The sequence below is a fragment of the Pseudooceanicola onchidii genome (genome assembly GCF_004959925.1).
In the GTDB taxonomy this organism is placed as follows: Bacteria; Pseudomonadota; Alphaproteobacteria; order Rhodobacterales; family Rhodobacteraceae; genus Pseudooceanicola; species Pseudooceanicola onchidii.
In genome coordinates, this window is record NZ_SPUW01000001.1 from 652,642 (window position 1) to 665,857 (window position 13,216).

The 13,216-nt window shown below is 66.0% G+C and carries 9 protein-coding genes; 3 read left to right on the top strand and 6 right to left on the bottom strand.

Annotated elements, in window-relative coordinates; translation table 11 throughout:
* Position 1: 1 nt before the first annotated feature.
* Positions 2–1,345: a Na(+)-translocating NADH-quinone reductase subunit A gene (locus E4S58_RS03195; RefSeq protein WP_136634857.1), complete on the bottom strand. Its 1,344-nt coding sequence runs from the start codon at positions 1,343–1,345 to the stop codon at positions 2–4.
* Positions 1,346–1,517: 172 nt separating this feature from the next.
* Between E4S58_RS03195 and E4S58_RS03200 the strand changes: the two genes are divergently transcribed.
* Positions 1,518–2,546 (top strand): FAD:protein FMN transferase, encoded by a 1,029-nt coding sequence (locus E4S58_RS03200; RefSeq protein ID WP_240789446.1) that lies wholly within the window; start codon positions 1,518–1,520, stop codon positions 2,544–2,546.
* 15 nt (positions 2,547–2,561) lie between these two features.
* A complete protein-coding gene (gene nqrM / locus E4S58_RS03205) occupies positions 2,562–2,810 on the top strand; it encodes a (Na+)-NQR maturation NqrM (protein WP_136634858.1) in 249 nt (82 codons plus the stop codon).
* A gap of 75 nt (positions 2,811–2,885) precedes the next feature.
* Here nqrM and E4S58_RS03210 read toward each other — a convergent pair whose 3' ends face one another.
* Both E4S58_RS03210 and E4S58_RS03215 read right to left on the bottom strand, forming a co-directional pair.
* Positions 2,886–3,071 carry a hypothetical protein gene (locus E4S58_RS03210; RefSeq protein WP_136634859.1) on the bottom strand — a complete coding sequence of 62 codons (186 nt, stop codon included), beginning with the start codon at positions 3,069–3,071 and terminating at the stop codon, positions 2,886–2,888.
* Positions 3,072–3,151: 80 nt separating this feature from the next.
* A complete protein-coding gene (locus E4S58_RS03215; RefSeq protein WP_136634860.1) occupies positions 3,152–7,531 on the bottom strand; it encodes a type VI secretion system tube protein Hcp in 4,380 nt (1,459 codons plus the stop codon).
* A 194-nt stretch (positions 7,532–7,725) separates the two neighbouring features.
* On the opposite strand from E4S58_RS03215, the gene E4S58_RS03220 reads away from it, so the two are divergent.
* Positions 7,726–9,327: a class I SAM-dependent methyltransferase gene (locus E4S58_RS03220; RefSeq protein WP_136634861.1), complete on the top strand. Its 1,602-nt coding sequence runs from the start codon at positions 7,726–7,728 to the stop codon at positions 9,325–9,327.
* Here the strand turns inward: E4S58_RS03220 and E4S58_RS03225 are convergent.
* From E4S58_RS03225 to nirD, 3 genes are read right to left on the bottom strand one after another with little or no spacing between them, the layout of a single operon-like run.
* Positions 9,324–10,217 (bottom strand): glycosyl transferase family protein, encoded by an 894-nt coding sequence (locus E4S58_RS03225; RefSeq protein WP_136634862.1) that lies wholly within the window; start codon positions 10,215–10,217, stop codon positions 9,324–9,326. The two genes, E4S58_RS03220 and E4S58_RS03225, sit on opposite strands and share 4 nt — an antisense overlap.
* Positions 10,214–12,847: a nitrate reductase gene (locus E4S58_RS03230; RefSeq protein ID WP_136634863.1), complete on the bottom strand. Its 2,634-nt coding sequence runs from the start codon at positions 12,845–12,847 to the stop codon at positions 10,214–10,216. Before E4S58_RS03230 ends, E4S58_RS03225 begins: the two co-directional genes overlap by 4 nt.
* Positions 12,847–13,176: a nitrite reductase small subunit NirD gene (gene nirD, locus E4S58_RS03235; RefSeq protein ID WP_136634864.1), complete on the bottom strand. Its 330-nt coding sequence runs from the start codon at positions 13,174–13,176 to the stop codon at positions 12,847–12,849. The genes E4S58_RS03230 and nirD overlap by 1 nt, the downstream gene beginning before the upstream one ends.
* Positions 13,177–13,216 lie beyond the last annotated feature (40 nt).

Genomic DNA, 13,216 nt, shown 5'->3' on the forward strand with positions numbered 1-13,216 from the left:
CTTACCCTTCCTTCTCGATCTTGGTCAGGCAGTCGCGCAGCGCCATGCCGTATTCATATTTGGCCGGGCAGGCAAAGCCGACGAGGCCAAGGTCCTCTTCGTCAAGCTCGAGCGCGCCAAGCGCCTGGGCCTGATCGGTGTCCATAACCAGAAGCGCCCGCAGCAGCTGCGTCGGCAGGAAATCCTGCGGCATCAGCGTTTCGAACGTGCCGATCGGCACCATTGCGCGGCGGCCACCGTTGAGGTTCGAGGTCAGCGGGAACTTGCGGCTGGCAAGGGCGGATCCCAGCACCGGCTGCACCGCGTACTTCGAAATCATCGGGCGGATCCAGCCAAGCGGGATCTGCTTGCGGTCTTCCTCGATCAGCGTGATCTGGCGGGCATAGCGGCCAAGGTAGGCGGCTTCGTCCACGGCGGCACGGCCCGACAGGACCGACCCCGAGACCATGCGCGCGGGCACACCGGCAGGCAGGTCGTTCTGCACCAGTTCCGCCACCGACGCACCGCGGATCGTGCGGATCAGCCGGGGATCGTTGCAGATCGGACCGCCAAGCGCGATCAGGACCGACGGATCAAAACGTCCGGTCAGCATCAGCCGGCCGATGGTGATCACGTCCTGATAGCCGATGGTCCAGACGAACCGGTCGGCACGCGGCGTGTCGAGGAAATGCAGGTGCGTCCCGGCCAGACCGGCGGGATGCGGTCCTGTGAAGGCGACGGCTTCGACACCGGGCAGATCGTGGCCGGGCAGGGCATCGCCGCCGTCCTGGCACAGGTAGGTGGTGCCTTCGGTCAGCATCGACACGGTGGCCAGGCCCTTGGCGAAGGCCTCGGCCTCCTCACCAATGGCGATGCGCGGGTCGGCGGCCAGCGGTTCGGTATCCAGTGCGGTGACGTAAATTGCGGCGGGCGTCGCGTCGGGCGCGGGCACCTTGGAATAGGGCCGGGTCCGGAACGAGGTCCACAGACCGGCCGCGCACAGACGTTCGACGACGCCCTCGCGGGTGGCCGCATCCCCGACCGAGGAGAAATCGATCGGCTGGCCCGCGTTCTCGTCGATGTCGATCACGATGCTGATCAGCTTGCGACGGGCGCCACGGTTTATCGCACGAACCTTGCCCGCGACCGGAGAGACGATCTTTGCCTCGGGCATGTTCTTGTCGAAAAGCACCGGGGATCCGGGCACGACGGTGTCGCCTTCCTCGACGACGATTCGCGGCTTGAGGTCGATGTAATCGTCCCCCAGCAAACCGACGCTGTGAACGGCCGGTGCCGTCCCGATTTCCTGGCGCGGCGCGCCTGTGATGGGCAAATCCAGCCCCTTGCGCAGCTTGAAACGCTTCAAATTTCTGGTCCCTCGTTCATGTCTTGGCCGACGAGTCTGCGGTGTGCGCGGGCATACCGAACCCTGCTCGGGCGCTTGCTAGTTCTTTTTTATTCAAATGGCCATAAAGAGCTTGAAGAGATGTGGACAACACGACTACCAGACGCCAAGTTTTCGAAAAAAGGGGCATGCTTTGAGCACTCTGACTACGTTCTCGCGCCGTTCTTTCCTGGTCATGCCGCTGGCCCTGGCGGCTTGCAAACCCGGCAGCCAGGTCATTGAAATCCTCGGATTTTCAATGGGTACCTCGTACAAGGTCGTCGCAGTAGATCACAGCAACCGCCTGAAAGAGGCGGACGTGAAAGCGGCCGTGTCGACCGCGCTGGCGGACGTGAACAAAAGCATGTCGAACTGGGATCCGTCTTCGGAAATCTCGGTTTTCAACCGTGAAGCGGGCGCGTCGCCGGTCGCGATGTCCGCGCCTCTCACAAATGTGATGACGGCTGCGGCGCAGGTCAACGAAGCCAGCCAGGGTCGGTTCGACACCACCGTCGGCCCGCTGATCGAACTGTGGGGCTTCGGCGCCCCCGGCACCCGCGCGATGCCCGACGCCCACGAAATCGCCGCCGCACAGGCGCGCTCGGGCCACGGCAACACGCTGACGATCGGCGCGGGCAGCCTGCGCAAGACGCAAGGCGACACGCAGGTCTATCTGGCCGGAATCGGCAAGGGATATGGCGCGGATCACGTCGGCATGGCGCTGCAGGACATGGGCCTGAAGGATTACCTGGTCGAGATCGGCGGCGACCTTTACGCGTCGGGCCGCAACCGGGACGGCCTGCCGTGGCAGATCGGGATCGAAACGCCCAACCCCGCGGATCGCGGCATCCTGGGTGTTGTCGGCGTGTCGGGCATGGGCCTGGCGTCCTCGGGCGACTACCGCAACTATTTCGACGCGGACGGCAAGCGCTACAGCCACCTGATCGACCCGACCACGGGCCGCCCGGTGGATCACCACACCGCCTCGGCCACCGTGCTGGCGGAAAACGCGATGCTGGCCGACGCCTGGTCGACCGCAATGAACGTGCTGGGTCGGAAAAAGGGGCTTGAAGTGGCCGCGCGGCACGGGATCGCCGTGCAGTTCGTCGACCGCGATCACACCGCCGACGGCCTGCGCTTCAAGACTTACGCAAGCGCGGCGTTCAAGGCACTCACCGCCTGATCGCAGGAGCATCCGATGGCAACCTTCTTTCTGACCTTTACCGTCCTTCTGATGGTCATGACCGGCATGGCGCTTGGCGTGATCTTCATGAACAAGCGGATCAAGGGCAGCTGCGGGGGGCTGAACGCCATCGGGGATGCCGACCATTGCCTGGTCTGCAACAAGGAAATCGATCCGAATTCGCCGCTGCGCGAACGGCTGGAATGCCCGCGCGCCCGCAAGATGCTGGAACGAGCCGGCCTGGATGCCGAAACCCGCGCCTGACATCAGCCTTCGGATGAGAAGATTGAAAGCCCCGGCCCTGCGCCGGGGTTTTTCGTACCGGACCGGCCGACGGCGTCAGCCCGGCAGATCCAGGGGCACGAACCCAAGCGTCAGCAACCCGGCCGCCGCGATCAGCCCCCAGACCCAGTACATCGCGCGCGGGCCTTCGGTCTTCCAGACCCGGCGGTACTGGTAGCCTGCCAGGCAGGTGACGCAGAAGATCGCCGTGGCAATCAGCGGGCTGAGGGTCATGTCGTCCATCGGGCACCTTCACATCGGGCAGGGCGTTTCGCGCGGTGTAACGGGAAACCGGCGCCGCCACACCCCCGAATTCTGCCGGATCACACCAGGAAGTCGGTGTCGGACGGCGCCTGCGTCGTCACCACGAAGGGTTCCCAGTCGCCCCAGACGAACCCGTCATGCGCCTTGACCCACAGCGTCTGCACGGAGGGCGAGGTGTCGCGGCTGAACCAGACGCCATCGAGGTTTTCGGTGACATAGCCGTTGGGGTTGGTCAGTTTCTTGCCGTCGGCCCACCAGTTGCCGGCGCCGTTGCTGTCCCACAGCTGGATCTTGCTGATCCGGTCGCCGTCCGCGTCGGAATAATTGGCGACGGATTTCAGCCTGACCCAGTTGTAGTCGTCGGTGGACATCACCTGGTCGGCGATCTCGACCTCGGGTGCGGCATTGGTCGCACGCGTGGTCAGGGTGAAGGCCTTCCAGCCGCTGAATTCAAAGCCGTCGCTGGCATTGACCCACAGCGTCTGGGTCGAGGGCGTGGCATCGCGCTGGAACCAGACACCATCGACGTTGGTGGTCGTATACCCGCGCGAGGCATCGACGACCCGGCCATCGGCATACCAGTTGTGCCCGCCGGTGCTGTCCCACAGCGTGATCGACCTGATCGGATCGCCGTTGCCATCCTTGATCGACATGACGTCGGGCAGCCGGGTCCACGGCGTACTGCCGATGACCATCGTCTGGTTGGGCAGGCTGACCACGGGCTTTTCGTTGGCCACCCGTGAATGCAGCTGGAAGCTGTCCCATCCGCTCCAGTCGTATCCGTCGTGGCCGCGCACCCACAGCGTCTGCACCGAATCCACGGTATCGGGCCGGAACCAGACATTGCCAAGATTGGTGACGGTATACCCGGCCGAGGCATCGACGACCTTGCCGTCGGCCCACCAGCTTGCCGTTCCGGTGTCGTCCCAGATCTGGAACTTGCCAAGCGTGTCCCCTTCGGCGTCGGTCTGGACCAGGACCGACTCCAGCTTGCGCCAGGCGTTGGACGAGGCGAACATGAACTGGTCATTGACCCGGACCTCGGGGCGGGTGTTCAGGTTTTGGGTCGTCAGGTCGAAGGTTGTCCAGTCGGACCATGCGGACCCGTCCGACGCGCGGATGGCAAGTTGTTGCGTGGTCTCGGTCGCGTCGCGCTGGATCCAGACCCCGTTCAGGTTGGTCGTCACATAGCCGGCCGTGGCGCCGACGATCCGCCCGTCCGCGTACCAGTTATGGGCACCGGTGGTGTCGCGCAGTTCATACCGGGTGATCGCGTCACCATCGGGATCGCTGACCGTCAGGTAGTCGGGCAGATGCGCCCACATCGTATCCCTGTCCAGCAGCACCGACTTCATCTGCACAACCGGCGGCCTGTTGGCGATCGCCAGGTCGGCGAAGTCCATGTGAATATTCCTGGTCAGGTCCCAGGCAAAGGATTTCTGGGCATCCAGATGGCCTGTCTTGCTGACACCCTGGTCAAGTCGGCCGAACTGGGCGAAGGCGAGGCTGGCGGTGTCCCGCCCCATCACGCTGTTGACCTGGTTCACCATCACGTCGTTCAGCACGATGGACGTGACCGTTTCCTGGCCGTCGCCGATGACGCCAACGCCTTCGATCACCACGTACTTCATCAGGTCGCCGGTGGTCATCGCCTCGTAAAGTCCGACGGTCAGCGCGGCGTCGTCGAATTCCAGCACGACATCGCTCAGCTTCGCGGTCGTGGCCCCCTTGTCGCCGACAGGCCCGAACGCGGACAGATCGCCGCCGTCCCAGCCGTCAAGCTTGAACCACCCCGCGCGGCCTGGATCGGTCGAGGTGCCGTCGATCCCTTCAATCTTGATGTAATACCCGGTCGGCGTGCCAACATGCTGCGCGGTGCGCGCGACCATAGCGCTGCTGACCGTGGCCACTGCGTTAATTTCGAGGTCATAGCCGAAGCTCAGCGGGGATGAGGACAGGGCGCCCTTCGCGTCCACCGTGCGCTGAGTCAGGCCGTAGCGGGTGGTGGTCAGCCCAACGGACTCGGTTCCATCAGCGTTCGTGGCCAGAGCGTCGATCTGCAGGTCCTCCAGGGAAAGACGGAACAGCTCGTAACTGGTCTTGGTGTCGGCCCCCGCGGTCACGCCGACCAGCGTCGCGTTGGAAAGGACCTTGTTTGTCGCCGCCGCCAGTTGCGCTTCGGTCAGGGCCAGACCGAAATCCAGGTCCAGATCGATGTAGCCCTCATCGACAAGCGCGCTCAGGTCCAGGCTGTCGACGCGGTAGGTGCCGGTGTACCCCTTGGTGAGGACGTCCCCGACGCCGAGCCCCTCGATATGCAGGTAGTAGTCGAGGGTCATTGCCCCGCCGACCACCTGCGTGCCGCTGTCAGAGGTGGCCACTGTCCCGTCGGTCACCGCGCCAAGATCGGCATTCCAGACGCCAAGATCCACGGTCGTCGTCTTGCCCAGAAGGTCGCGCACGGTGTTCTTGATGCCGGTCTGCTTGGCCGTCAGATCGACCGACATCAGGCCCGGCGACTGGTCCGACTGCACCAGGATCTGGCCGAGGTCCAGCGATACGTCGCCCAGCCGGTATTCCTCTTGCACGGCGAATTGCGCCTTACCGTCGAAGGCGACGCCATGCACCACGGCGCCGGTCAGCCCGCCCGTTTGCTGCTGGCCGATCATCCATGTCAGGGCCGACCCGAAATCCCCGGTCAGGGTCAGCGGCCCGAGGATAGACTTGCCACTTCCGCCCCCGCCACCAAGGCTGGCGAAGGTCGTGTAGGTCTGGCTGTCCAGTGACAGACTGTCGACACGGATCCAGTTGGCATAGCTATCCCCGGCGACGGCCGCCCCGTTCAGGCCGTCGAACTTCAGGTAATAGGCGGTGATCGGCGTATCATCGACCGGATCGGTGCCGGGCGTGATCTGGTTGACGGCGACATCCGCTTCATTGGTCGCGAAATCGAACGAGAAGTCGGTGCTGCCCGAGACCACGCCGGTCTTCTGGTCGACGAGATGCGTTGTCAGCTGGACCTTCCGGGCGTCCAGCGTCAGCTGGTCGAGGTCGCCGTTTCCGGTCGTGTCTTCGGTCGCCTGGAAGCGCGAGACGAGGAATTCGTCGATCGCGAGGTCATAGACGACCTGATCCTGGCGCATCCCGATCACGCGCGCCCCGATGCCGACCTCGGACGTCAGGGACTTGAGATGAAGCTGGGACGCGATGGCAGAGAAGTCGCCGGTGAAGGACAGCGCCCCGAGGTCGGGCGACTTGCCTTCGGTGGCAAGGCTGAAGTCGAAGGACGACAGCCGGGTATAGCCGCTGACGCCTTTGCTCGTCGCGTTCCCGACGATGTCGTCGAAGGCGATGTAGAAGGTGTCGGCCGGCATGGCGGCGCGTTCGGGTGTGCTGGTCGGATCGCCCTCGAAGGCCGTTTCGGTCTTGTCGTTGGCTTCGAAGGACCAGCCGAACTGCTGCGTGGTCTCCTTGCCCGATCCGTCGGTTCCGTAGCTGTAGGTCTTGACCGTCATGGCGCCGACACCGCCGACCCCGAGATCGATCGACTGATCCGCGCCCGTCGCCACGTTGTCCAGCAGCACTTTGCCCAACTTGACCTCGAGAAACCGGGTCGCGGTGCCCTTCATGTCGCCATTGGCCAGCACGCCGTCGATCTGAACCTTGCCGATTGCCTGACCGGTCGCCGCGCTTTGCAGAAGATGCGTCAGCCCCGTGGTCGAATGCAGCGTCAGATCGAAGTCCGCCAAGGTCTTGCCATGCTTGCCCGAGGCCATGTCCAGAAGGCGGGACTGGTCGATGTCGAAATCCGACAGTTTGAACCAGCCGGCGTAGTCACCCCCTTCGACGGAGCCGTCGATGCCATCGATGCGGATGTAGAAGTCGACATTTTCGGGGGCGGATGTTCCCGAGGCCTCAGCACCGTTCGATACGCCGTGCGGGGGCTGGTACACCTGCTGCGTCGACACGTCGAACCCGTGTGCCCAGAGGTCGCCGACCTTTCCATCGGGCTCGACGGTCGCAGCCGCAATCCCGGCGCGGACAGTGCCGATCGACAATGAGGCCGTGACATAGCCTGCCTCGGTTCCGGTCAGGTTGACGGCGCCAAGGGCACCACCGGTGAACGACAGCGTCTCGACGATCGTGTCCGCGTCGTTGACCCCGATGATGCGGATCTCGTCCAGCGCCCGGCCCAGGTACATGCCGTCGAACAGCCCCAGGCTGTTGGACCCGAACCTGATGGTCGCGGTCAGATCCTGGAAGTCCACCTTCTGTGACGAGGGAAAGGACCCCGAGGTCAGGCCCACATCAGTCGAGGCCACGAAGGCATAATCCGAAAGTTCGAACAAGCCGGGAAAGGCCTTGGTCGAAATCTCTCCGCTCAGGACCGACGTGTCAGTCGTCAGATCCAGGTCGATAAAATAACGAAGCTCGGCCACGGGAAAATCCTTGAATGAAATCCCGGAAAGTTTAGCCGCAGGGATCGGATTCGGTCAAAGCGATTAATCCATGACAATCCTGCCGGACCCCGGTGCGACCGCGCGACCCCGGACCGCGCGGAATTTCACGAGACATCCGGCCCGTATCCGCTAGGGTGGCGCGCATATTTATTGACACCGGGACTGCATTTCACATGGCCGAAGACAGATCATCAGACAGCTGGCACACCGCAACCATCGAACGCGATCAGGCCCTGTTCAGTGAACTGCCTTACGGATCCTTCCCCTACGTGGCCAGTCACCCTGATACGCTGGCCACGGTGGCCACGCTGATGGGGCGACAGGTGCCTGCGGTCGCGACGGCGCGGATCCTAGAGTTGGGCTGTGCCTCGGGTGGGAACCTGATCCCGATGGCGGTCGAATACCCCGGGGCGCGGCTGCATGGCATCGACCTGACCGAGCGGCACATCCGCGACGGGCAGGCGCGCATCGCGGCGCTTGGCCTGTCCAATGTCACGCTCGACGTCGCGGATCTTTTGACCATCGATTTCGGCGACAACGTCTACGATTACATCATCTGCCACGGCGTCTATTCCTGGGTCGATCAGGCGACGCAACAGGCGATCCTGCGGTTGATCAAGCGGCACCTTGCCCCGACCGGGATCGCCTATGTCAGCTACAATGTCCTGCCGGGCTGGCAACAGCGCAGCGTGATCCGGGACATCTTCGCCTTCAGCGATACAGGTCAGGGCAGTGTGCCGGACCGGGTGGCGCGCGGGCGGTGGTTGCTGGACCAGCTGGCCAAGGCCTCGGACCAGTCGACGCCCTATGGCCAGATGCTGCGCCGCGAGGCCCAGCACCTGAGCGACCAGAACGACAGTTACCTGATGAGCGAATTCCTCGTGCAGGAAAACAGGCCGTGTTATTTCAAGGACTTCGCCGCCGATGCCAAGGCCGCCGGGCTGTCCTGGCTGGGCGAGGCCGCGTTGTCGTACCTGATGCAGGGGGCCGCCAACCCGCAGCTGGACCAGGTCGTACGGGCCCTCGCGGGGCCGGATGACCTCCAGTACGAGCAATACCTGGATTTCCTTGCAGGCCGCCAGTTCCGCCAAAGTCTTCTGGTGCAGGACGAAGCTGCCGTCGCGCGCAAGCTGGTGCCGGGCCGGTTGCAGCGCCTGCACCTGTCCAGCCCGCTGCGGCAACAGGCGATCGAGGCCTCTGAAGGGGCAGAGCCGTCGGCGCGGCGGCTCAGGGATCCCGTGACCGGGAAATCCATCACCACCAACGATCCTGCCGTGATCGCCGCCTTCGACCATCTGGGGCAACGCAGCCCCGCCACCATGCCCTTTGCCGAGGTGCTGCAGGTCGCGGTCGCGGCGGCGCCCGAGGGCCCTGCGGCACAGGTCGCCGAACGGGTGGCGCAGGCCGTGCTGAAACTTGGCCTTGCCGGCCTGTGCACCCTGCGGACCACGCCGATCGGGGCGGGCGGCGCGCAGCCTGTCCGACCCTGTCTTCGGCCGCTGGCCCGGCAGGAGCTGGCAGATGGTCAGGCCTGGATCACATCGGCCGACCACCGCCCCGTGCACCTCGGAGCTGTCGCGCCGCTGGCCCGCCTTTTCGATGGCAGCCGCACGGCCGATGCCCTTGCCGCCGCCATCGCCGCGCAGATCGAAGCCGGGGCCGTCGCGGTGGACCTCGACGGATCCGACAGCGCGGCGCAGTCGGTGCGGCTGATGCAGTCGCTGCTGGTCAGGTTCGCGCTGGCCGGAGTGCTTGCGCCGTCAGAGACCGCCTAGAGCGCCTCAACCGCATCCTCGGGTGCCGATCGCACCACGCCGCGCAGCGTGTCGCGGGCCAGTTCCGCCGTTGCCTCGACCACCAGCCTGTCGAAATCGGCGTCGCCGCTTTCGCTCAGCCTGCGGGTCTCATCTGAGAGCGCGGGATAGCTGCCCTCCCACGGGGCACCGTTGCGCAGACCGAAGCCCGCGATGACCTTGGCCGGGTTGCGTTCAAACTCGCCGCCGCCGCCCTTGATCACGCTCAGCTGGTCCCAGCCCAGAAGCGCCGCCGCATCCGCCTGCAACAACCGGTACGAGGGGTGAAAGACCCCCTGCACGCTGGCCCGCGCCCGGCCCGGATTGAGCATCCGGCAGACCGTGTTGACGCAGGACCGCAGCCCGAAGGTGTCGCGCAGGTTCAGCAGGGCAAAAAGCGCGGGGTGGGCGGTTTCGAGCGTCATGTAGGCGATGCCGTCGCGGGCCAGCAGGGCCTCGGCCTCGGTCGCCGTGGCGGCCATGCCGATGCCCGCATCCGGCAACCCGTCGCGCACCTTGCGATCCGCGCCGTTCCAGCCATGCAGCAGCACGCGGTGGCCGTCGTCGGCGATGCGGCGGGCGGCGTGCAGAAACAGTGGCGCGCCCCGCGTCCGCCCCGCAGCGTAGGACGGCCAGTCCAGGTCGACCCCGCCGACCGGGGCAATCCCGGCCTGCGCGGCTTCGGCAAAGCCGGCGATTTCCGGGGCCGTTTCGCCCTTCATCCGCAGCAGCATGAGGATCGCGCCAACGGCCTCGGGCGCGGCTTCGCCCGACAGCATCTGGCGCATCGCGTCCGTGGCCTCTTCCCGCGTCAGCGACCGCGACCGCCCGGGGCCGCGTCCAAGGGTGCGCACGTGTTCGGCCAGGCTCACTCGGCGGCTTCCCTTGTCGTGGTCGTGGCGATCAGCGCCGCGATCTCGGGTCGGCAGGATCCGCAGTTGGTGCCGGCCTGCAGCGCGTCACCGATAGCCTCGACGCTGATCAGCCCGTTCTGTTCGATGGCGCGCACGATGGTATTCACACCCACGCCGAAGCAGGAACACAGCACCGGGCCGGGGTCGAGCTGCCCGACAGGCCGCCGCCCGCCCAGCACTTGCGGCGCATCCGTGCCGGGCAGGGTGGCCAGGTAATCGCGCATGACGGCCACGGGTTCGCGTGCGATGAAAATCGCCCCCATCAGCCCGCTGTCGGTCGAAAGTGCCACTCGCGTGATCCCCCGGCCCGCGTCCCGGATGGTCGAGACCTGCGCCTGTTCAATGCCGAATATGCGCCGGGCCTCGGCATCCCAGTCCGCGATCTCGGTCGTTCCGGCAAACTCTGCGCGGAACCCGGCCGTGGTCCGGGCAAGGGCCCAGTACTCCCCCGGCAGATCCATCGGACCGGAGGACACGGCGAATCCGTACCACCCGGCCTTGAACCGTTCAACCGACACGACCGAGGCCTTGCTTTCCGGCTGCCCCGACACCGGATCGACCGCCGCTGCCACCACCGCGTCGATCCGGGCCGAGGGCGCGGTTTCGCCCGTCCAGTGCATCGGTGCGAAGACCTGACCGGGCTGCACGCTGTCGGTGATGCGCGCGCGCAGGATCGCGCGGCCCGTGGGGCTTTGGATCTGCACCAGATCGGCCGCCGCGATCCCCTGCCGCTGCGCGTCATCGGGGTGGAGCTCAAGGAAGGGCTCGGCCAGGTGCGCGGACAGGCGCGGCGACAGGGCGGTCCGCGTCATCGTGTGCCACTGGTCGCGGATGCGCCCGGTGTTGAGCCGGAAGGGATAGCGCCGGTCGGTCTTCGCGGCGGGCGGCTGCCAGCGCACGGGGATCATCCGCGCCTTGCCGTCAGCATGGAAGAACTGCCCGTCCGCAAAGAACCGTCCGCCGGTGCGCGCCTGCGTCACCGGCCAGCGCACCGGTGCAAAGGCGTCGTAGGCCTCGTCGTCGATGTCCATCAGGCCCGAGATGTCGAAATCCCGGCCAAAGCAGCGCCCCGCGATGCCCGACAACGCGGCGTATTCACGAAAGATCTCGGCCGCGGAGGCATAGTCGAAGGCCGCGTCGAACCCCATGCGACGCCCGACCTCGGCCAGGATCGCCCAGTCCGGCCGCGCGCTGCCCGGCGCGGTTAGCACGGCCCTCTGGCGGCTGATCGTGCGGTCCGAATTGGTCACCGTGCCGTCCTTTTCCGCCCAGGCGGTCGCAGGCAGAAGCACATCGGCCAGCCGCGCGGTGTCGGTCGCGCCGGTCACGTCGCTGACCACGGTGAAATCGCACCCCGCGATGGCATCACGCACCCGGTCGGCATCGGGCATGGTGACGGCCGGATTGGTATGGATGATCCACAGCGCCTTGATCCGCCCGTCGCCCACGGCCCGGAACATGTCCACGGCCTTCAGCCCCGGCGCCTCTGGCATCACCGGCGCTTCCCAGAAGCTCCGCACGGCGCTGCGGTGATCGGGGTTTTCGATGTCCAGATGACAGGCCAGCATATTGGCCAGCCCGCCGACCTCGCGCCCGCCCATGGCATTGGGCTGTCCGGTGACCGACAGCGGCCCGCAGCCGGGCTTGCCGACGCGCCCCGTGGCGAGGTGACAGTTCAGGATCGCGTTGACCTTGTCCGAGCCCGAGGTCGACTGGTTCACCCCCTGGCTGAACACCGTCACCACCTTTTCGGTCTTGATCCAGAGATCACAGAAGGCGGTGATCTGCGCCGCGTCCAGGCCCGTCGCGTCGATCGTGTCGCACTGCGCGGCGCGCAGGGTGTCGTCGAAGTCGTTGATCTGCCTCACGTATCCGGCGTCTACCGCGCCAGTTTCATAGATCCGCGTCAGAAGCTGGTTGAAGAGCGCCACATCCCCGCCCGGCGCAATCGGCAGATGCAGGTCTGCGGTGTCGCAACTGGCCGTGCGGCGCGGATCGATGACAACGATCCGCGTGCCCCGGGCCTTCCGCGCCGCCAGCAACCGCTGGTAAAGCACCGGATGACACCAGGCGAGGTTCGACCCGACCAGCACGACCAGGTCGGCCTCGTCCAGGTCCTCGTAGGTTTGCGGCACCGTGTCGGTCCCGAAGGCGCGCTTGTGGCCCGCCACGGTCGAGGCCATGCAAAGCCTTGAGTTCGTGTCGATATTCGCCGACCCGATGAAGCCCTTCATCAGCTTGTTGGCGACGTAGTAGTCCTCGCTCAGCAATTGCCCCGAGACGTAGAAGGCCACGCTGTCGGCGCCGTGATCGGCGACGGTCTGGCGGAACCGGTCGGCCACCTGTTGCAGCGCCGCGTCCCAAGGTGTCGCGACCCCGCCGACCATCGGCGCGCGCAGCCGCCCGCCCAGCCCGACGGTTTCGCCTAGCGCCGAGCCCTTGGAGCAAAGCCGCCCGAAGTTCGCCGGGTGGTCCGGGTCGCCCCGCACATCCAGCCCGCCCATCCCGTCCGCACGCAGCAGAACACCGCAGCCGACACCGCAATAGGGGCAGGTCGACCGGACCTCGGGCAGGGCGGAGCCGTCCATCAGGCCACTCTCCGCGATCCGATGGAGGCCGCGTCGATCTGAACCCGGTCACCCTCCACCCGCACGGGGTAGGTGGTGATGCGGGCGTCTTCGCCGATGGCCTCGCCGGTGTTCAGATCAAACACCCAGTTGTGCAGCGGGCAGGTGATCTTCTGGCCGTGCACGATGCCCTCGGCCAGCGGCCCCGCCTTGTGCGGGCAGGTGTTCGAGGCCGCGAAGACCTCGGCCTCGGCCGTGCGGAACAGCGCGATGCAGCCCACGGGCGTCTTGATCACGCGCGCCCCGCGCAGGGGGACGTCGTCCAGCGATCCGATGTCGATCCAGCTCATTGGGTGTCTCCTTGAGTCGTCATCACAGGCATCCCCTTCA

Bases quoted from the DNA above. Each gene is read 5' to 3' on its own strand.
- nqrM (WP_136634858.1), top strand. From the start codon at position 2,562: ATGGCAACCTTCTTTCTGACCTTTACCGTCCTTCTGATGGTCATGACC.
- E4S58_RS03210 (WP_136634859.1), bottom strand. From the start codon at position 3,071: ATGGACGACATGACCCTCAGCCCGCTGATTGCCACGGCGATCTTCTGC.
- E4S58_RS03220 (WP_136634861.1), top strand. From the start codon at position 7,726: ATGGCCGAAGACAGATCATCAGACAGCTGGCACACCGCAACCATCGAA.
- E4S58_RS03230 (WP_136634863.1), bottom strand. From the start codon at position 12,847: ATGGACGGCTCCGCCCTGCCCGAGGTCCGGTCGACCTGCCCCTATTGC.
- nirD (WP_136634864.1), bottom strand. From the start codon at position 13,176: ATGAGCTGGATCGACATCGGATCGCTGGACGACGTCCCCCTGCGCGGG.